Annotated in this window: 14 protein-coding genes; 6 read left to right on the top strand and 8 right to left on the bottom strand. The window is 64.6% G+C overall.

The features are described from left to right. Nucleotides 1-183 precede the first annotated feature (183 nt). From C5O79_RS08445 to C5O79_RS08430, 4 genes are all read right to left on the bottom strand, one after another. A complete protein-coding gene (locus C5O79_RS08445) occupies nucleotides 184-1,743 on the bottom strand; it encodes a DHA2 family efflux MFS transporter permease subunit (protein WP_046545496.1) in 1,560 nt (519 codons plus the stop codon). 28 nt (nucleotides 1,744-1,771) lie between these two features. Continuing rightward, a complete protein-coding gene (locus C5O79_RS08440) occupies nucleotides 1,772-2,986 on the bottom strand; it encodes an HlyD family secretion protein (protein WP_039358992.1) in 1,215 nt (404 codons plus the stop codon). Nucleotides 2,987-3,038: 52 nt separating this feature from the next. After that, complete coding sequence (locus C5O79_RS08435) at nucleotides 3,039-4,535, bottom strand: efflux transporter outer membrane subunit (RefSeq protein WP_122473847.1); 1,497 nt, start codon at nucleotides 4,533-4,535, stop codon at nucleotides 3,039-3,041. 87 nt (nucleotides 4,536-4,622) lie between these two features. Beyond that, nucleotides 4,623-5,114 (bottom strand): MarR family transcriptional regulator, encoded by a 492-nt coding sequence (locus C5O79_RS08430; protein ID WP_047849438.1) that lies wholly within the window; start codon nucleotides 5,112-5,114, stop codon nucleotides 4,623-4,625. Nucleotides 5,115-5,443: 329 nt separating this feature from the next. Here C5O79_RS08430 and typA point away from each other — a divergent pair, with 329 nt between their 5' ends. The 6 genes from typA to C5O79_RS08395 all read left to right on the top strand — a co-directional run bounded on the left by typA (nucleotide 5,444) and on the right by C5O79_RS08395 (nucleotide 15,134). Further along, the gene (gene typA, locus C5O79_RS08420; RefSeq protein WP_039358989.1) at nucleotides 5,444-7,270 is read left to right on the top strand and encodes a translational GTPase TypA; all 1,827 of its coding nucleotides are present in this window, start codon (nucleotides 5,444-5,446) and stop codon (nucleotides 7,268-7,270) included. Nucleotides 7,271-7,588: 318 nt separating this feature from the next. Further along, a complete protein-coding gene (locus C5O79_RS08415) occupies nucleotides 7,589-10,453 on the top strand; it encodes a 2-oxoglutarate dehydrogenase E1 component (protein ID WP_046545499.1) in 2,865 nt (954 codons plus the stop codon). 135 nt (nucleotides 10,454-10,588) lie between these two features. Beyond that, nucleotides 10,589-11,869, top strand: coding sequence for a 2-oxoglutarate dehydrogenase complex dihydrolipoyllysine-residue succinyltransferase (gene odhB, locus C5O79_RS08410; protein WP_122473848.1), 1,281 nt, complete (start codon nucleotides 10,589-10,591; stop codon nucleotides 11,867-11,869). Nucleotides 11,870-11,952: 83 nt separating this feature from the next. Then, nucleotides 11,953-13,383 (top strand): dihydrolipoyl dehydrogenase, encoded by a 1,431-nt coding sequence (gene lpdA / locus C5O79_RS08405; RefSeq protein WP_046545501.1) that lies wholly within the window; start codon nucleotides 11,953-11,955, stop codon nucleotides 13,381-13,383. A gap of 98 nt (nucleotides 13,384-13,481) precedes the next feature. Beyond that, entirely contained in the window at nucleotides 13,482-14,579 is a 1,098-nt protein-coding gene (gene zapE / locus C5O79_RS08400; RefSeq protein WP_046545502.1) for a cell division protein ZapE, read from the top strand. A gap of 144 nt (nucleotides 14,580-14,723) precedes the next feature. Further along, nucleotides 14,724-15,134, top strand: coding sequence for a transposase (locus C5O79_RS08395; RefSeq protein WP_046545503.1), 411 nt, complete (start codon nucleotides 14,724-14,726; stop codon nucleotides 15,132-15,134). Between the two features lie 103 nt (nucleotides 15,135-15,237). On the opposite strand, the gene C5O79_RS08390 is transcribed toward C5O79_RS08395, so the two are convergent. The 4 genes from C5O79_RS08390 to C5O79_RS08375 form a co-directional block, all read right to left on the bottom strand. After that, nucleotides 15,238-15,699, bottom strand: a complete 462-nt coding sequence (locus C5O79_RS08390; RefSeq protein ID WP_046545504.1) for a DUF2147 domain-containing protein — start codon at nucleotides 15,697-15,699, stop codon at nucleotides 15,238-15,240. Nucleotides 15,700-15,865: 166 nt separating this feature from the next. After that, nucleotides 15,866-17,551 carry a ShlB/FhaC/HecB family hemolysin secretion/activation protein gene (locus tag C5O79_RS08385; protein ID WP_046545505.1) on the bottom strand — a complete coding sequence of 562 codons (1,686 nt, stop codon included), beginning with the start codon at nucleotides 17,549-17,551 and terminating at the stop codon, nucleotides 15,866-15,868. A gap of 144 nt (nucleotides 17,552-17,695) precedes the next feature. Further along, nucleotides 17,696-19,039, bottom strand: coding sequence for a collagen-like triple helix repeat-containing protein (locus tag C5O79_RS08380; protein ID WP_046545506.1), 1,344 nt, complete (start codon nucleotides 19,037-19,039; stop codon nucleotides 17,696-17,698). A 40-nt stretch (nucleotides 19,040-19,079) separates the two neighbouring features. After that, nucleotides 19,080-20,756, bottom strand: a complete 1,677-nt coding sequence (locus tag C5O79_RS08375; protein WP_131931330.1) for a collagen-like triple helix repeat-containing protein — start codon at nucleotides 20,754-20,756, stop codon at nucleotides 19,080-19,082. Nucleotides 20,757-20,889: the final 133 nt, after the last annotated feature.

Here is a 20,889-nt window from a genome sequence, read left to right as displayed (position 1 = left end):
AGCCAGTCCAGCAGCCAAGTGCTTGAAGTGCCTTGCGATCGAGCAATTCTTCCTCCTGACTTCCTTAAAGTCAGGCGTCAGGTTACGCAATCACCCTCAAACCCTCCACGGTTTCCTGCGATGAACCATAAAAAAGCCCGGTCGACGTCGACCGGGCTTTTTGTTTGCGTTCAGGCTGCGTGTTCAGTGTGCAGCTGATGCCGCGGCACCTGCATCGCCGCCACCCGAGCGCTCGGGCTTCGTGATCCAGATCAGTCCGATCAGCAGCACGAAGATCGCCGCCGAGATGTAGAACAGGTCGTTCACGCCGAGCTGCGCGGCCTGCTGTGTGGCCATGTTGTTGATCAGCCCGTGTGCCTGGTCCTGCGTCAGCCCGAGGTTGCCCATCTGCGTGACGGCCTGGTTGAACGTCGGGTTGTAGACGTTCGTCTGCTCGACCAGTTGCGCGTGATGGAAGTTGTTGCGATGGTCCCAGGCCGTCTGGAAGATCGACGTGCCGATACCGCCGCACATGATCCGCACGAAGTTCGACAGGCCGGATGCCGCAGGGATGCGGTGGCCGGGCAGGCCGGACAGCGTGATCGACACCAGCGGGATGAAGAAGCCGGCCATCGCGATGCCCTGCACGAGCGTCGGCAGCGTCAGCGACCATTCGTCGACGCCCGTCGTGTAGCGCGACCGCATCCAGAAGCACAGCGCAAACGTCAGGAACGACGCCGTCGAGATGAAGCGCGGATCGGTGCGCGGCAGATACTTCCCGGTGAGCGGAGACAGCAGGATCGCGAACAGCCCGACCGGCGCCATCACGAGACCGGCGTCGGTCGCGGTATAGCCGATCTGCGTCTGCAGCCACAGCGGCAACAGGACGAGGTTGCCGAAGTACAGGCCGTACCCGATCGACAGCGCAACCGTGCCGCCGGTGAAGTTCCGCATGCGGAACAGCGACAGGTCGACAACCGGGTGTTCGGCAGTCAGTTCCCAGATGACGAAGAACGCGAACGCAATGACGGCCGTCAGCGCGAGCACGATGATGGTCGTCGACGCGAACCAGTCGAGATCCTTGCCCTTGTCGAGCATGATCTGCAGCGACCCGACCCAGACGACCAGCAGCGCGAGGCCTACGCCGTCGATCGGCGCGCGCCGCACGGCCGACTCCCGGTTGCGGTAGATCGCCCACGTCGCGCCGGCGGCGGCGATGCCGACTGGGATGTTGACGTAGAAGATCCACGGCCACGAGTAGTTGTCCGAGATCCAGCCGCCGAGAATCGGGCCGGCAACGGGCGCGATCAGCGTCGTCATCGCCCATAACGCGAGCGCCATCGGTGCCTTGGCGCGCGGATAGCTCGACAGCAGGAGCGCCTGCGACAGCGGAATCATCGGGCCGGCCACCGCGCCTTGCAGCACGCGTGACCCAAGCAGGAACGGCAGATTGGGCGAAAGACCGCACATCCACGACGAAATCACGAACAGGATGATCGACGCGAGGAACAGGCGCACCTGCCCGAAGCGGTCGGTCAGCCAGCCGGTCAGCGGCACCGAGATCGCGTTCGCGACCGCGAACGACGTGATGACCCACGTGCCCTGGTCTGACGACACGCCGAGGTCGCCCGAGATCGTCGGGATCGCGACGTTCGCGATGGACGTGTCGAGCACGTTCATGAACACCGCGAGCGATACCGCGATCGTCCCGATCACGAGTTGCCCGCCCTGCAAGGGCGGGTGAGAGACAGGAGCCTGTGCCATGTCGGTTGTTTTTCCGGAGTCGGAACGGTTACATCATCTTCGCGACGGCATTCGACTTCGACGCGGCCGGCGCCGATGCGTTGCCGCCTGCGTTCTCTGCGACGATGCGGGCGATTTCGGCGTCGGCTTCGTCGCCGTACTTTGCGAACACGTTGGTCTCGTAGACGGTGTTCGGCGCGTTCACGAGCTGGTCGCCGCGTTCGTCCTTGATGTCCACGTCGACCTGCATCGACAAACCGATGCGCAGCGGGTGCTTGTCGAGATCCTTCGGATCGAGTTCGATACGCACCGGCAGGCGTTGCACGACCTTGATCCAGTTACCCGTCGCGTTCTGCGCCGGCAGCAGCGAGAACGCCGAGCCCGTGCCGGCCGAGAAGCCGACGACCTTGCCGTGGTACGTGACCGACGAGCCGTAGATGTCGGCCGTCATCTCGACCGGCTGGCCGATGCGCATGTGCTTCAGCTGGACTTCCTTGAAGTTCGCGTCGACCCACACGGCATTGAGCGGCACCACCGACATCAGCGGGTTGCCGGGCGACACGCGCTGGCCGACCTGCACCGAGCGCTTCGCGACGTAGCCGGTGACCGGCGCGGGCAGCACGTTACGCGCGTTCGCGAGGTACGCGTCGCGCACTTTCGCGGCGGCGGCCATCACGTTCGGGTGCGATGCAATCGTCGTGTTCGCGGTCAATGCGCGATTCGATGCGAGCTGTTGCTGTGCGGCGTCGACCGACGCCTGTGCGGCCTTCACCGCGTCGCGGGCATGCGAGATCTCTTCCTGCGACACGGCGCCCGTCTGCGCGACGGCGAGGCGGCGACGCAGGTCGTCCTGCGCCTTCGACAGGTCGGACTGGCGCAGCGCGACTTGCGCGCGGTACTGGTCGTCGTTGACGAACAGGCCGCGCACCTGGCGCACCGTTTGTGCGAGATTGGCTTCTGCCTGCTGCAGCGCGACCTGCGAGTCGGCCGGGTCGAGCACGACGAGCGGGTCGCCGGCCTTGACCGTCTGCGTGTCGTCGGCCTTCACCGCGATCACGGTGCCGGTGACCTGCGGCGTGATCTGCACGACGTTGCCGTTCACGTACGCGTCGTCGGTCCCTTCATGGAATCGGGCCACGAGGAAGTAGTACAGGCCATACGCGATGGCCGCGATCACGATGACCGCGACGAGCAGCGTCATCATCCGTTTGCGCTTGCCGTTGTTCTGCGGCTGCGCGCCGGCGGCGTTTTGTTGGTCGCTCATGGCGATTTTCTCCGTCCGTTATTTCGAGTGTCTGCGTAGTGGTGGCGCCGGTTCAGTTGGCGGCCTGTTTTGTCGGCTTGTCGGCATCGGGTGCGGCGAGCGGCGTGCCGGTCGCGTCGAACCCGCCACCCAGCGCCTTGATCAGCGCGAGCTGCATGTCGCGGCGGCGCATCTTCAGGTTGGTCACCGTCTGTTCCGATGCGAGGCGGTTGCTGTCCGCGGTCAGCACTTGCAGTTGCGGCGACAGGCCGGCCTTGTAGCGGATAACCGCGAGGTCATAGGCGCGCGTCGACGCGTCGAGTGCGCGTTGCGCATCGCCCATCTGGCGATCTACGGCGCGGATCGACGCGACCTGGGTCGCGACGTCGTTCAACGCGCTGATCAGCGTCTGGTTGTAGTTCGCCACCGACAGGTCGAAGTCCGCGTAGCGGCCCTTGAGCTGCGCGCGCAGCGCGCCGGCATCGAAAATCGGCAGGTGGATCGCCGGGCCGAACTGCGCCTGACGGCTCGCGAAGTTCAGGAATTTGCCCCAGCCGAACGCATCGAAGCCGAAGCCGGCCGCGAGGTTCACGTCGGGATAGAACTCGGCCTTCGCTTCCTTCACGTCGTGCATCGCGGCTTCGACCTGCCAGCGCGCGGCGACGATGTCGGGGCGGCGCGAGACGAGATCGGCCGGCAGGTTACCGGGCAGCGCGACTTCGCCGCTCGGGTTCAGCACGGGCGCCGCGATCTGCAACCCGCGATCCGGGCCCTTGCCGAGCAGTGCGGCGAGCTGGTAGCGCACCGTCGTGATCTGGCCATCGAGATCGGACAGCGAAGCCTGGGTCGTCGCGATGTTGCCGCGGGCCGTCTGGCGTTCGACGTTGGTGTCGAGGCCGGCCGATACGCGGCCGTCGGTGATCTTGCCGACCGTCTCGCGGTTGGTGATCTCTCGTTGGGCGATGTCGCGCAGCGCATAGAGCTGCGCGAGCGAGTTGTAGGTGCGTGCGACCGACGACGCGAGCGTGATGCGCGCCTGCTGCATGTCGGCTTCGGCCGCCTTTTCCTGCGACACGGCGGTGTGCAGGCGTTCGCGATTCTTGCCCCACAGGTCGAGTTCCCACGACGCACTCGCGAGGGCATTGTTCTCGCTGTACCACTGGCCGCCGTACGGGGGCGGGAACAGCGCATTCGACGAATACAGCTCGCGCGTCCACGAATAGCTGGCTTCCGCCTTCGGCATCAGATTCGAGCGCGACGATTCGATGTATGACGACGCCTTTGCGATGCGCGCCTGCGCCTGTGCGATCGACGGATTGCCCTGCAGGGCTTCGTCGATCAGCTTCGGCAGCTGCGGATCGCCAAACTGGCTGGCCCAGTCGAGCGCCGGCCACTGACCGCCCTGGGCCGGCAGGCTCTGGGTGGATTCGAATTGCGACACGGGGGCGATCTGCTTGTCGCTCTTGATGCCGATGTAGTTTGCGCAGCCCGCCAGCGCCAGTGCGGCGACCGCGGCAGCGACGGCGGCGCGGCACGACCCGGCGCGCACGGACAACGGGGAGGATTTCATCGCGCTGATCCCTGACTCGGAATGAATGATGGACACTGCAAGGATTTCCTTACATTAATCTGTCGAAAGTAATTGTTATGGCAACTATTACGTGATGCTGCCGCCGGCGGTCTCGCAGTAGTTGCTGAGAATGCGGCGCAGCATGCTCTTCAGGAACCCGACTTCTTCCGGCGTGAACCCGTCCAGCACCTGGTCGAGCACGCTGCGGAAAATCGGCGGCAGCCGTTCTGCGAGCGCACGGCCTTCGTTGGTCAACTCGAGGCGCACGACACGCCGATCCTCGATGCTGCGCACGCGGGACAGCAGGCCGCGTTTCTCGACCCGGTCGAGCAGGCGCGTGACCGCGCTCGCGTCGATCCCGTACTCGCGCGCGAGCTCGGCGGCCGTCGAGCATTTGCCGACCGCGATCATGAACAGCATGCTCGCCTGCGTGCCGGTGATGCCGAGCTCTTCCTGCGTGCGTTGCGTGACGAGATTGGTCATCACCGACTTCACGCGCGACATCAGATAACCGACGCTGTCGTTCATCTGATATGAGGACAGCGGCGAAACGGGTGGTTGGGTAGAAGAATCCGACATAAAACCCTGAAGCTGCAATAGTTGACTAGGCAGCAGTATAGGCACAGTTGCTTGCCGCGGCAAATGTTAATCGAACGGCAAAGGGCGCGCTTTGTGTCCCATAAATCCACTATCGCGATAAGGTTTTTTGGGCTTGCCAATGAGGCGGGCTTCAGCCAATTGGCGGGTTCGAGGGGAGGGTGCGCCGGCCGTCCAGCGTTGCGTCCCAAAGTGCCCGTCGGCTCTCGACATCCGCACGTGCTATAATTTGAGGCTTTCCAAGCTGCAATGCGCGCGCCCGTGAAAAACGAGCGGGCGCTTTTGCGCGTTCAAACGATTTCCAGGTTTCTATGACCCGCGCCCTTCGCAATATCGCCATCATCGCCCACGTCGACCACGGCAAGACTACGCTCGTCGACCAACTGCTTCGCCAGTCCGGCACCTTCCGCGAGAACCAGCAGATTGCGGAGCGGGTGATGGACTCGAACGACATCGAAAAAGAGCGCGGGATCACGATTCTCGCGAAGAACTGCGCGGTCGAATACGAAGGCACGCACATCAACATCGTCGACACGCCGGGGCACGCGGACTTCGGTGGCGAGGTGGAGCGCGTGCTGTCGATGGTCGACTCGGTGCTGCTGCTCGTCGACGCGGTCGAGGGCCCGATGCCGCAGACGCGCTTCGTCACGAAGAAGGCGCTCGCGCTCGGCCTGAAGCCGATCGTCATCGTTAACAAGATCGACCGTCCGGGCGCGCGGATCGACTGGGTCATCAACCAGACCTTCGACCTGTTCGACAAGCTCGGCGCAACCGAAGAGCAGCTCGACTTCCCGATCGTCTACGCATCGGGCCTGAACGGCTATGCGTCGCTCGACCCGGCCGCGCGCGAAGGCGACATGCGCCCGCTGTTCGAGGCAGTCCTCGAGCACGTGCCGGTCCGCCCGGCGGATCCGGATGCGCCGCTGCAACTGCAGATCACGTCGCTCGACTATTCGACGTACGTTGGCCGGATCGGCGTCGGCCGCATCACGCGCGGTCGCATCAAGCCGGGCCAGCCGGTCGCGATGCGCTTCGGGCCGGAAGGCGACGTGCTGAACCGCAAGATCAACCAGGTGCTGTCGTTCACGGGTCTCGAGCGTGTTCAGGTCGAATCGGCCGAAGCGGGCGACATCGTGCTGATCAACGGTATTGAAGACGTCGGCATCGGTGCAACGATCTGCGCGGTGGATACGCCGGAAGCGCTGCCGATGATCACCGTGGACGAGCCGACGCTGACGATGAACTTCCTCGTCAACTCGTCGCCGCTCGCCGGCCGCGAAGGCAAGTTCGTCACGAGCCGCCAGATCCGCGACCGTCTGATGAAGGAACTGAACCACAACGTCGCGCTGCGCGTGAAGGATACTGGCGACGAAACGGTGTTCGAAGTGTCGGGTCGTGGTGAGCTGCACCTGACGATTCTCGTCGAGAACATGCGTCGTGAAGGCTACGAGCTGGCCGTGTCGCGTCCGCGCGTCGTGATGCAGGAAATCGACGGCGTGCGTCACGAGCCGTACGAACTGCTGACCGTCGACGTCGAGGACGAGCATCAGGGTGGCGTGATGGAAGAGCTCGGCCGCCGCAAGGGCGAGATGCTCGACATGGCGTCGGACGGCCGCGGCCGCACGCGTCTGGAGTACAAGATTTCGGCGCGGGGCCTGATCGGCTTCCAGAGCGAATTCCTGACGCTCACGCGCGGCACGGGCCTGATGAGCCACATCTTCGACTCGTACGCGCCGGTCAAGGACGGCTCGGTGTTCGAGCGCCGCAACGGCGTGCTGATCTCGCAGGACGACGGCGCTGCCGTGGCCTACGCACTGTGGAAGCTGCAGGATCGCGGCCGCATGTTCGTGAAGCCGGGTGATGCGCTCTATGAGGGCATGATCATCGGTATCCACAGCCGTGACAACGACCTCGTCGTGAACCCGATCAAGGGCAAGCAGCTGACCAACGTGCGTGCGTCGGGTACCGACGAAGCCGTGCGCCTCGTGCCGCCGGTCCAGATGTCGCTGGAATACGCGGTCGAATTCATCGACGACGACGAACTCGTCGAAGTGACGCCGCAATCGATCCGCCTGCGCAAGCGCTTCCTGAAGGAGCACGAGCGCCGCCGCGCGAGCCGCGAAGGCGCGGTCGACTAAGCGTTCCGGCCGTTCGATGCATCACGGAAAAGGCTGCCTGCGGGCAGCCTTTTTTGCATCTGCGCGATGTGCAATCGGGTTGCCTGCAAAACACTGTTCGCGCGGGTCGTGGCAATCCGGCAAAACCCCGTCGCGCGGTGCTTTCAGGCACATTTCGCCGTGAACTCCGGTATCGGTTCTGTGATATGCTGCGCGCACGCAAGTTTTAGGTCCTTCCAAGCAAGACTTGATTCGCAATCCGCTAAACGGTCAGGCCGTGTCGCGGAAGGTTGAGTAACCCGCTATTTCTCGAGAAGCTCGAAGAAAGGTGAGCGTAAAATGTCAGATGTAATGAAGCAGTTTCAGCTGAACTCCTATCTGTTCGGCGGCAATGCTTCGTACGTTGAAGAACTGTACGATGCATACCTCAACAATCCGGCATCGGTGCCGGAGAACTGGCGAGAGTATTTCGACGCGCTGCAGAATGTGCCTGCAACGGACGGTTCGAATGCCAATGACGTCGCCCATTTTCCGATCGTCGAATCGTTCGCCGAGCGCGCGAAGGCCAATGCCTTCATCCCGCGCGAAAGCACCACCAATCTGGCTGCGGCACGCAAGCAAGTGCACGTCCAGTCCCTCATCAGCGCCTACCGCTTCCTCGGCTCGCAATGGGCCAATCTGGATCCGCTGAAGCGTCGCGAACGTCCCGCCATCCCCGAGCTCGAACCCGCGTTCTACGATTTCTCCGAAGGCGACCTCGACCAGACGTACAGCGCAAGCAACCTGTACTTCGGTTTCGACCAGGCTTCGCTGCGTGACATCGTCAAGGGCCTGCGCGACACGTACTGCGGCACGATCGGCGCCGAATACATGTACATCAGCGACCCGGAACAGAAGCGCTGGTGGCAGGAGCGCCTGGAGTCGACCCGCGCGACGCCGAACTTCTCGGCAGACGAGAAGAAGCACATCCTGAATCGCCTGACGGCTGCCGAAGGCCTCGAGCGCTACCTGCATACCAAGTACGTCGGCCAGAAGCGCTTCTCGCTCGAAGGCGGCGAAAGCTTCATCGCGGCGATGGACGAAGTCGTCCAGCACGCGGGCAAGCGCGGCGTGCAGGAAATCATCATCGGCATGGCTCACCGTGGCCGTCTGAACGTGCTGGTCAACACGCTGGGCAAGATGCCGGCCGACCTGTTCGCCGAATTCGAAGGCAAGCACGTCGACGACCTGCCGGCCGGTGACGTGAAGTACCACAAGGGCTTCTCGTCGGACGTGTCGACGGAAGGCGGCCCGGTCCACCTGTCGCTCGCGTTCAACCCGTCGCACCTCGAAATCGTGAACCCGGTGGTCGAAGGTTCCGCGAAGGCGCGGATGGACCGTCGCGGCGACGAAGACGGCCTGCAAGTGCTGCCGGTGCAGATCCACGGTGACGCGGCCTTCGCTGGCCAGGGCGTCGTGATGGAAACGCTGAACCTCGCGCAGACGCGCGGCTACGGCACGCACGGCACGCTGCACATCGTCATCAACAACCAGATCGGCTTCACGACGTCCGACCCGCGCGATGCGCGCTCGACGCTGTACTGTACCGATGTCGTCAAGATGATCGAAGCGCCGGTGCTGCACGTGAACGGCGACGATCCGGAAGCTGTCGTGCTCGCGATCCAGATCGCGATCGACTACCGGATGCAGTTCCATAAGGATGTCGTGATCGACATCGTCTGCTTCCGCAAGCTGGGCCACAACGAGCAGGACACGCCGGCGGTCACGCAGCCGCTGATGTACAAGAAGATCGCGCAGCACCCGGGCACCCGTGCGCTGTACGCCGAGAAGCTCGTGCAGCAGGGCGTGATCACCGCGGAAGACGCCGACAACTTCGTGAAGGCGTACCGCAAGGCGATGGATGACGGTCACCACACGGTCGACCCGGTCCTGTCGAACTACAAGAGCAAGTACGCGGTCGACTGGGTTCCGTTCCTGAACCGCAAGTGGACGGATGCAGCCGACACGGCCGTGCCGCTCGCAGAATTGAAGCGCCTCGGCGAACGCATCACGACGGTCCCGGAAAACTTCAAGGTCCACCCGCTCGTCGAGCGCGTGATCAACGACCGCCGCAACATGGCGCGTGGCGACCAGCCGCTCGACTGGGGCATGGGCGAACACCTCGCGTTCGCGTCGCTCGTCGCATCGGGTTACTCGGTGCGCCTGACCGGCCAGGACTCTGGCCGCGGCACGTTCACGCACCGTCATGCGGTGCTGCACGACCAGAACCGCGAGCGCTGGAACGACGGCACGTATGTGCCGCTGCAGAACATCGCCGAAGGCCAGGCGAAGTTCACGGTAATCGACTCGGTGCTGTCGGAAGAAGCGGTGCTGGGCTTCGAATACGGTTACTCGACCGCCGAGCCGAACACGCTCGTGCTGTGGGAAGCGCAGTTCGGTGACTTCGTCAACGGCGCGCAGGTCGTGATCGACCAGTTCATCTCGTCGGGCGAAGTGAAGTGGGGCCGCGTGTCGGGTCTCACGATGCTGCTGCCGCACGGCTACGAAGGCCAGGGTCCGGAACACTCGTCGACGCGTATCGAGCGTTTCCTGCAGCTGTGTGCCGATCACAACATGCAGGTCGTTCAACCGACGACGCCGGCGCAGATTTTCCACCTGCTGCGTCGCCAGATGATCCGCCTGTTCCGCAAGCCGCTGATCGTCGCTACGCCGAAGTCGCTGCTGCGTCACAAGGAAGCGGTGTCGGACCTGTCGGAACTCGCGAAGGGTTCGTTCCAGCCGGTGCTGGGCGAAACCGACGGCGGCATCGACGCGAAGAAGGTCAAGCGCGTGCTGGCATGCTCGGGCCGCGTGTATTACGACCTCGTCGCACATCGTCGCGAAGCGAAGGCGAACGACGTCGCGATCATCCGTATCGAGCAGCTGTATCCGTTCGCGCACAAGCAGTTCGAAGCCGAAATGAAGAAGTACGAGAACGCGACTGAAGTGGTCTGGGTGCAGGACGAGCCGCAGAACCAGGGCCCCTGGTTCTACGTCGAGCACCATCTGAAGGAAGGCATGAAGGAAGGGCAGAAGCTGGCATACAGCGGCCGTCCGGCTTCGGCCTCGCCGGCGGTTGGCTACTACGCGAAGCACTACGAGCAGCAGAAGGCCCTCATCGAAGGTGCTTTCGGCCGCCTGAAGAGCGCATCGATCGCGAAATAACCGACGGAAGCGAAACGGGAAGGCGCCATGCGCTTTCCCGTCTCTTTTGGCCCGCCGGGCGCGTTGCGCGCCGCACCGGCCAAAGGAATCGCACGAACCTCGTCATTACCCAGATTAAGCATCCAGGAAAATCACATGGCTATCGTAGAAGTCAAAGTCCCCCAGCTTTCGGAGTCGGTTTCGGAAGCCACCATGCTGCAGTGGAAGAAGAAGCCGGGCGAAGCAGTTGCTCAAGACGAAATCCTGATCGAACTCGAGACCGACAAGGTCGTGCTCGAAGTGCCGGCACCGGCCGCGGGCGTGCTCGCGCAAGTGCTGCAGAATGACGGTGACACCGTCGTTGCCGATCAGCTGATCGCAACGATCGACACCGAAGCGAAGGCAGGTGCAGCCGAAGCCGCGGCAGGCGCCGCCGAAGTCAAGCCGGCAGCAGCGCCTGCTGCAGCCGCACCGGCAGCACAGCCGGTCGCTGCAGCCGCAGCGGCATCGTCGACCACCGCATCGCCGGCCGCATCGAAGCTGCTGGCCGAGAAGGGCCTGTCGGCAGGCGACGTCGCAGGTTCGGGCCGCGACGGCCGCGTCACGAAGGGTGACGCGCTGGCGGCAGGCAGCGCACCGAAGGCCGCTGCGGCTGCCGCACCGGCCAAGACGGCCGCTGCGAAGCCGTCGCTGCCGGAAGTGAAGGTGCCGGCATCGGCCGCGACCTGGCTGAACGACCGTCCGGAACAGCGTGTGCCGATGTCGCGCCTGCGTGCGCGTATCGCCGAGCGTCTGCTCGAGTCGCAGCAGACCAACGCGATCCTGACGACGTTCAACGAAGTGAACATGGCCCCGGTCATGGAACTGCGTAACAAGTACAAGGACAAGTTCGAGAAGGAACATGGCGTGAAGCTCGGCTTCATGTCGTTCTTCGTGAAGGCGGCCGTCCATGCGCTGAAGAAGTTCCCGCTCGTGAACGCGTCGATCGACGGTAACGACATCGTCTACCACGGCTACTTCGACATCGGTATCGCCGTCGGTTCGCCGCGCGGCCTCGTCGTGCCGATCCTGCGCAACGCGGATCAACTGAGCCTCGCCGAGATCGAAAAGAAGATCGCCGAGTTCGGCCAGAAGGCGAAGGACGGCAAGCTGTCGATCGAGGAAATGACGGGCGGTACGTTCTCGATCTCGAACGGCGGCGTGTTCGGCTCGATGCTGTCGACCCCGATCATCAACCCGCCGCAGTCGGCAATCCTCGGCGTGCACGCGACGAAGGAGCGTCCGGTCGTCGAAAACGGCCAGATCGTGATCCGTCCGATCAACTACCTCGCGCTGTCTTACGACCACCGCATCATCGACGGCCGCGAAGCCGTGCTGTCGCTCGTCGCGATGAAGGATGCGCTGGAAGATCCGGCACGCCTGCTGCTCGACCTGTAAGCCGAGTTTCACCGCATTGACCCGCACCGCACGGGCGCGCGACGCGCGCGGCCCGTGCGGTTGCACAAGAAGAAAGGATTGTCATGTCCAAGGAATTTGACGTCGTCGTGATCGGCGCCGGCCCCGGCGGTTACATCGCCGCGATCCGCGCTGCGCAGCTCGGCAAGACGGTTGCCTGTATCGAGAAGTGGAAGAACCCGGCCGGCGCGCTGAAGCTCGGTGGCACGTGCCTGAACGTCGGCTGCATCCCGTCGAAGGCGCTCCTCGCATCGTCGGAAGAGTTCGAGAACACGTCGCACCATCTGGCCGACCACGGCATCACGGTCGACGGCGTGAAGATCGATGTCGCGAAGATGCTCGGCCGCAAGGACGCGATCGTCGAGAAGATGACGAGCGGGATCGAGTTCCTGTTCAAGAAGAACAAGATCACCTGGCTGAAGGGCCATGGCAAGTTCACCGGCAAGACCGACGCCGGCGTGCAGATCGAAGTGAGCGGCGAGGGTGAAACCGAAGTCGTCACCGCGAAGAACGTGATCATCGCGACGGGCTCGAAGGCGCGTCACCTGCCGGGCATTCCGGTCGACAACAAGATCGTGTCGGACAACGAAGGTGCGCTGACGTTCGACTCGGTGCCGAAGAAGCTCGCCGTGATCGGCGCAGGCGTGATCGGTCTCGAGCTCGGCTCGGTGTGGCGTCGTCTCGGCGCCGAAGTGACGGTGCTCGAAGCGCTGCCGGCCTTCCTCGGCGCAGCTGACGAAGCGCTCGCGAAGGAAGCGGCCAAGCTGTTCAAGAAGCAGGGCCTCGACATCAACCTCGGCGTGAAGATCGGCGAAGTGAAGACGACCGCGGATGGCGTGTCGATCGCCTACACGGACAAGGACGGCAACGCGCAGACGCTCGATGCCGACCGCCTGATCGTGTCGGTCGGCCGCGTGCCGAACACCGACAACCTCGGCCTCGAGGCAATCGGCCTGAAGGCGAACGAGCGCGGCTTCATCGACGTGGACGACCACTGCCGCACGGCGGTGCCGAACGTGTACGCGATCGGCGACGTGGTGCGTGGCCCGATGCTCGCGCACAAGGCGGAAGACGAAGGCGTGCTGGTCGCGGAAGTGATCGACGGCCAGAAGCCGCACATCGACTACAACTGCATTCCGTGGGTGATCTACACGTACCCGGAAATCGCATGGGTCGGCAAGACGGAGCAGCAGCTGAAGGCGGAAGGCCGCGAGATCAAGTCGGGCAAGTTCCCGTTCTCGATCAACGGCCGCGCGCTCGGCATGAACGCGCCGGACGGCTTCGTGAAGATGATCGCGGACGCGAAGACCGACGAACTGCTCGGCGTGCACGTGATCGCTGCGAACGCGTCGGACCTGATCGCGGAAGCCGTGGTGGCGATGGAATTCAAGGCGGCGTCGGAAGACATCGCTCGCATCTGCCATCCGCACCCGTCGATGTCGGAAGTGATGCGCGAAGCGGCGCTCGCCGTCGACAAGCGCTCGCTGAACAGCTGAGCGCGGTGTAGCGCCGGCCGGCCATCGGCCGGCGCAGCCGTCTCATGACGAGGGCGGGCGGGTTTTCCCGTCCGCCTTCGTTTTTTCCGGTTTGCCCGATGAACGTCACCGAATACTACACGCGCGAACTGACCACGCGCGGCTATCAGTCCGATCCCGCACAGCGCGCGGCCGTCGATCGCCTGCAGCAATGTTTCGACGAGTGGGTCGAGTACAAGGCGCGCCGCTCGAACGCATTCAAGAAGCTCATCAATCATCCCGACCTCCCGCGCGGCGTCTACATGTGGGGCGGTGTCGGTCGCGGCAAGAGCTTCCTGATGGACAGCTTCTTCGCGGTCGTGCCCGTGCAGCGCAAGACGCGCCTGCACTTTCATGAATTCATGCGTGAAGTGCATCGGGAGCTCGAGGAGCTGAAAGGGCAGGCCGATCCGCTCGACGAACTCGCACGGCGCATCGCGAAGCGCTACCGGTTGATCTGCTTCGACGAGTTCCACGTGTCGGACATTGCCGATGCGATGATCCTGTACCGTCTGCTCGACCGCCTGTTCAACAACGGCGTGCAGTTCGTGATGACGTCCAACTACGATCCCGACGACCTGTATCCGGACGGCCTGCATCGCGACCGCATGCTGCCGGCGATCGCGCTGATCAAGTCCAAGCTCGACGTGCTCAACGTCGACGCAGGCGTCGATTATCGCCAGCGCACGCTCGCGCAGGTGAAGATGTATCACACGCCGCTCGGCGCGGATGCCGATCGCGAATTGCGCCATGCATTCGGCAAGCTCGCGGCCGTGCCCGACGAGAGCCCGATCCTGCATATCGAGAAGCGCGAGCTGAAGGCGTTGCGCAAGGCGGACGGCGTCGTGTGGTTCGATTTCGCGACGCTGTGCGGCGGCCCCCGGTCACAGAACGACTACCTCGAACTGGCGAGCCGCTTCCATGCGATCGTGCTGTCCGAGGTGCCGCAGATGTCGCCGCGGATGGCGTCCGAGGCGCGGCGCTTCACGTGGCTCATCGACGTGCTGTACGACCACAAGGTCAAGCTGCTGATGTCCGCGGCGGTGCCGGCGGAGCAGTTGTACATCGAAGGCCCGATGGCCAACGAGTTTGCGCGTACGGTCTCGCGAATCGTCGAGATGCAGTCGAAGGAATACATCGAAACGCCGCGCCGCATCGTCGATACCTCGCTGACCTGAGAGCGATTTCCGGCAATTGATGGGGTTCAAACGTCAATTCCGGTCAAATTAACGCAATCTCAGGGTATTTTCGGATTTGTCTTATATTCATGGTTGAGGTGAGCCGATATCGTTGTGTCATGGTTACTAAGGCTGGAGATGTCCATGACACCGTATCGCGATCTGACCGACCAACAGTGGCGCTGCGTTGCGTCGCTTCTGCCCGAAATGCAGCCGCGCACCGAATTGCGCGGCCGGCCATTGGCCAATACGCGTGCCGTCCTGAACGGCGTGCTTTGGGTGATCTACAGCGGCGCAACGTGGTCGGCCATGCCGCGTCGTTACCCGTCGTACCAAACCTGCCATCGTCGCTTCAAGGTCTGGCACGAGACGGGCACGTTGATGAGTGTCATGCGTGAACTCTATGGCGACGCAGGCGTGAATCTGTGCAACGAGTTGTCCACGCGGATGCGCAAGCACACGCAATCGAAGGCGGCGGAAGCACGCAGCAATGCGACGCCCGCGTATCGTGCACCTGGCGGCTATGCGTCGGACACGATGAAGCATGCAGCGTGATGTTTGTCAGCTCCACCCACGCACGCACCAAAACAAAATCGGCCTGACGACTTCGTCGCAGGCCGATTTTTTCATTGAGCCGCGCATTCAAGCGCGAGCCGCGTTATTGCTGGCGAACCCAGGTCTGCGAACGGCCGAGCAGCGAAACGCCGATGTAACCGCGCACGACGAGTTTCTGGCCGCCGTCTTCAAGCGTCATCTTGCACTTGTAGACCTTGCCGTTCTCCGGGTCGAGAATGTTGCCGCCGTCCCAGTGGTCGCCTTCCTTCTTCATGGCCTTGATGATCGTCATGCCCTTGATGAGCTGATCCTTGCGCTCGTCCGTGCAGGCGGTGCAGCGGCGATCAGGCGTATCGTTCGCGCCGAGGCCCTTCACGACCTTGCCGGTCAGCGCACCGTCACCGTCCTCGGCGATCTGCACGAGTGCCTTCGGCTGATGCGTGTTGTCGTCGATCGTCTGCCACATGCCGATGGGGCTGTCGGCCTGTGCGAACGTGGGGGCAGCGCAAGCGAGCAGTACGCCGGCGACGGCGATTGCACGAAACGGGCGGGTCAGTTGAATCATTGTCGTCCTCCTTGTTTTGCATGTCGTATTCGATTTGCCCGCACGACCGTCTGCATGGGGCGGGCATGTTGCGAGCTTCGCCAGAATACGTGAAACCGCGTGCCACGTTTGATAGAGGGGACTCTAATCGAAACAGCCCGCGTGGCGCGGGCTGTTTGGTGACCGATCAGTTGAGCTGATATGAGAATGCGGCGTTGATGCGCGGGCTGCGTGACGCGCTTTCGACGGGTGCATCGCCGACAGGTTTGGCGACGTTCAGGTCGAGACTGTAGTAGCGGCTGTCGCTGAAACGCACGCCGATGCCGACCGACGACATGCGGTTCGGCGATGGCGTGCCCGCGTGCAGATACACGCGCGCCATGTCGTATGCGATGTACGGTGTGATCGATTTCAGATACGTCCAGCCCGGCGTGAAGCCGCGGTTCACTTCGAGCGACATCCCCCAGCCCGAGTCGCCCGAAGTTTCGCCCGGTTGGTAGCCGAGCGCGTAACGGGTCGAGCCGAACGAGATCTGTTCGGACGTCGGCAGTGAATCGGGACTGTATTGCCCGGTCAGCGACACCGACGTGCCGATCCGGAACGGCCATTCGTTCGTCTGCGTGAAGGTCGCACCGGTGCGAACGAAGGTCAGCGAGATCGGGCTGTCCACCGACGTCGTCGTCGTACCGACGGTGATGTCCTGCGCTTTCGACGCGCCGAGGATGTTGAAGCCCTTCGCGACATTGACGCTCAGCTTCTGTACCTGTTTCGGCTGGACGCTCGTGTAGTCGAGCTGCATCTGCAGCACGCGGACTTGTGAACGCGTGTCGAGACTCGCACCAGTGATTTTGTTCTGGTAGCGGTCCTCGTTGTGCGACGCATAACCCGACACGGTGCCGAGCAGGCTGCGCTGGTTGTTCAGCAAGATCGGATAGGATGCCGAAAGACCTAGTTTCTCGTTCTTGACGGTGCGCTCGACGGTCGACGGCAACCCCGGGTTGTCGGTCGGCTTGCCGCGATACGTGCTGGCATCGAGGCGCGTGATCAGGCCGCTGCTGCCGACCGGCAGCGCGCCGCTGAACGCGAAGTAGGTCTGCTTGTCGCGTCCCGGCGGCGCGAGCGCCGAGATGCTCAACTGCTCGCCGAACGACGTGAGGCCGTTTTCGGTCGCGGTGATGAGGCCCTGGACGCCCGGGTGGTTGAAGTCGATCCCCGTGCTGACGTTGAACGGCTTGCGATCCACCGCGAGCTCGAGCGTCGTCGCGCCGTCGGTGGTTTGCGGCGGCGGGACGTTCGCCTTCACCGTGAGGCCGGGCAGCAGCCCGAACGTATTCACGTAGCGCTCGAACGTCGCGCGGCGCAGGGGGCGGTCGGCCGTGATGTGCGCGGCAATTGCGCGAATCTTCGGTTCCATCGCGCCGGGTTTGCCGGTGACCTTGACGTCGGACACGTAACCTTCGACCACCGTGATGCGCACGACGCCGTTCTCGAACGTCTGCGCAGGAACAAACGCGAACGACAGAGCGAAGCCGCGATCCTGGTACAGCTTCGTCACGCCGTTGGCAGTTTCGATCAGTTCGCCGATCGTGATGTCCTTGCCGACAAGAGGGGTGAAGCGACGCGAGATTTCCTCGAACGGCACGGACTTCACGCCTTCGACCTGGAATGTGGTCGGCGTCAGATGACGCGACAGCAGCTCCTGCAACTGCGGCGCCTGCGGTGCGACCTGCACGGTCACGTTCGGGCCGGTTTTCGGCGCGTTGATCTGGGGCAGGGAGTCGAGCGGGTTACCGCCGACGCGCGTTTGTGCATGTGCCGTGCCTGCTGCCGCGATGGCGAGCAGCATCATCCATCTGTCGAGTCTGGATTTCATTGTTTTTCCTCGTTGGCCTTGCTCTTCGTATTCTTTGTAATGCCGGCGCGCGACACCAAGGTGCCGCGCGCCGCGTGCTGCAATGCCGGTTGTGCTTGTACGGCCGCGCCATCCGCTCCGGCTGCGAAGGTGCGACCGTCCTCCTTACTTGCCAACGCTACCCAGCGTACCCAGCAATCCCGTCACCGGTGCCAGCAGCCCCGTCGAGCCGCCGCCCGACGTTGCCGTACCCGTGACGCCGCCAACCAGCGACGTGACCGGTGCGAGCGGGCTCGATCCCCCGGATCCTGCTGCGCCGCCCACTGCTCCGGTGACAGTATTCAGCAAACCGGTGACAGGCGCGAGAGGGTTTGCACTGCCACCTGTTGCGCCGCCGAGCGTGCCCGTGACCGTCGACACGAGATTCGTGACGGGGGCGAGCGGGCTGCTGCCCGAACCGCCGGTCGCGCCGCCGAGTGCACCCGTGAGCGAGCCGAGCGGCGTCGAGCCGAGACCCGACAGCAGGCCGCCGAGCGGATTCGTCGAGCCGGAGCCCGACGACGTGCCGTTCTGTACGGTCGCCGTCGAGCCGCCGACGAGGCTCGTGATCAGGCCGGGGATCGGTGCCGCGCCGTTCGGGCCGTTCGGATTGACGAGGCCACCCGCGTTGGTCACGGTGTTGCCCACCGCAGTGACGAGCTGACCGACGTCGCCGACGAGCGGTTGGTTCGACGTGCCGCCAACCTGCTTGCCGGCCGAGCTGATCGCGCCGCCGACCTGGCCGAGCAGGCCCGAGACGGGTTGGCCGAGCCCGGTCGTCGTGCCGACCTGTTGCGTGACCTGGCCTGCGGTGATCACGAGCGGCGTGATTGCCGAGCTGAGCGGTTGTGTCACCTGCTGCACGGCGCCCGACGACAGCGTCGAGCCGATCGTCGTGCCGGCGGCCGTCAAGCCGTTGGCCACGGTGTCGAGCACGGTGCCGACCGGCGTCGTGACGGGCGCGAGCGGCGCGAGCTGGCCGGTGCCGAGCGCCTTGACCGTCGAGCTCAGGCCGGACACCGTGTTGCTCGTCGCGCCGACCACGTTGCCCAGGCCCGCGACGGTCGTGCCGACCGGATCCTTGGTCGTACCGATCTGTCCCAGCCCGTTGCTCACCGCATCGGCGGCTGCACCGACGATCGTGCCGGTGCTAGAGAGCGTGCTGCCCACACCCTTCGTCACGCCGTCGCCGAGGCCCGGCACGCTGATGTTGCCCACCGTGCTGCCGAGGTCGGTGGCCGTCTGGCCGACCGTGCTGACTACGCCTTTGGTGCCGGTGGACGTGCCGCTGGTGCCGCTCGTGCTTGGCGTACCGCTCGTGCTCGGGTTGTTATTGTTGTTGCTGCTGGTCGGCGGCGAGCTGACGCCACCACCGCCGCAGGCGGCCAGCAGGCAGGCGGCGGCGAAGGCCGTGAGGGGCGCGCGCCACTGGCGCAGGGCGGCTGTCGTGAGAGAACGTTGCTGGGACATGATGGACTCCTCGCTGTCTTGTCGATTGATGGATGTTGGTTTACTTGCCGTGCGTGCCGCCAAGCAGGCCGCCGATCAGCGACGTGACGGGCGCAAGCGGATTCGACGACGAACCCGAGTTCGTGACGGCGCCCGTACCGCCGGTCAATGCCGGTGCGCCGACCGCGCTGGTTACCGTGGACACGACGCCCGTCACCGGGGCGAGCGGGCTGCTGCCGCCTGCACCGCCCGTTGCGCCGCCGAGTGCGCCCGTTACCGCACCGAGGAGACCCGTGACCGGGGCGAGCGGGCCACCGCTGGTGCCGCCCGTTGCGCCGCCAAGCGCACCCGTGACCGTCGAGACGAGGCCGGTGACCGGGGCGAGCGGGCCGCCGCTGCCGCCTGCTGCGCCGCCGAGTGCGCCCGTGACTGTGGAGACGAGACCGGTGACCGGAGCGAGCGGGCCGCTGCCGCCACCTGCTGCGCCGCCAAGCGCGCCCGTGACCGTGGAGACGAGACCGGTGACCGGAGCGAGCGGGCCGCTGCCGCCACCCGCTACGCCGCCGAGTGCGCCCGTGACCGTGGAAACGAGGCCGGTAACCGGGGCGAGCGGGCTGCTGGCGCCGCCCGTTGCGCCGCCGAGCGTACCCGTGACCGTCGTGAGGAGACCCGTGAGCGGTGCGAGCGGGTTGGTCGCGCCGCCGGTGCCGCCCGTGAGCAGGCCGCCGACGGCCTTCACGGTGTTGCCCGTCGACGAGACCGTGTTGCCAAGGCCGGTCGTGACAGGGTTGCCGCCCGCCGACGCGAGCAGGGCGCCAGCCTGGTTCAGGCCATTGCCGACCGTGCCGAGCAGCGTGTTGACGGGCGCGCCGAGGCCGGTCGCGGTGCCGATCGTCTGGGTCGTCTGGCCGACCATCGTCGTGATCGGCGTGATGGCCGAGCTGACCGTCTGCGTGACCTGCTGGATCGGGCCGGTCGACAGTGCGTTGGTGAGGGTGGTGCCGCCGTTCGATACGGCGCCGCCGAGTGTCGACACGAGGCCGCCGACGGTGCCCGTGACCGGTGCCAGCGGCGTCAGCGGGCCGCTGCCGAGGCTCGAGACCAGGTTGCCCGTCTGCGTGACCGCGCCGCCGAGCTGGTTGACCACGCCGCCCGTGCTGGCGAGGGTGGTGCCGAGCGGATCCTTCGTCGCGCCAAGCTGGCCGAGACCGTTGCCAAGGCCGTTGCCGAGTGCGGTCACGGCGCCGCCAACGCTCTGCACGATGCCGCCTGCGGCTTGCGTGGTGCCCGGGTTGACACCCGGCAGCGACTGGTTGGCGATGACGGAGCCGAGGCCCGAGACGGTTCCACCGACGCCCGTGACGATGTTGCTGCTGCTTGCGAGGACAGTTCCCACTGCGTTCGACGACACACCCGAGGTGCCGCTCGTGCCCGACGTACCGCTGGTGCCGGAGGTGCCGCTCGTGCCCGAGGTGCCGCTGGTGCCGGACGTACCGCTCGTACCGGACGTACCAGACGTACCGCTGGTGCCCGAGGTACCGCTGGTGCCGCTCGTGCCCGACGTACCGCTCGTGCCGGACGTGGAGATCGTATCGCCGCCGCCCGAGCTCGAGCCGCCGCCGAGGCCCTGGCTGATGGAACCGGAGCCGCCGCACGCGGAGAGGGAAAGCATGGCTGCAACGGTGGCCGCGATCAGAGTCGTCCGGAACACGCCATGGGGGATAACCTTAATGTCCATTTTGTCCTCGCATTAGAAATGTGTTGTGAACTTCGTTGTGTTGAGTGGTGCGAGCACTACTCTGCAACTGTCGTGCCATTTCGATGCTCGACGGTTCGACAACAGGATTTAAACGGGGCAATTCCTTGTCGGA

It is taken from the genome of Burkholderia sp. SRS-25, assembly GCF_004343765.1.
GTDB lineage: Bacteria > Pseudomonadota > Gammaproteobacteria > Burkholderiales > Burkholderiaceae > Burkholderia > Burkholderia contaminans.
This window is presented reverse-complemented; position numbering and strand designations above follow the sequence as displayed.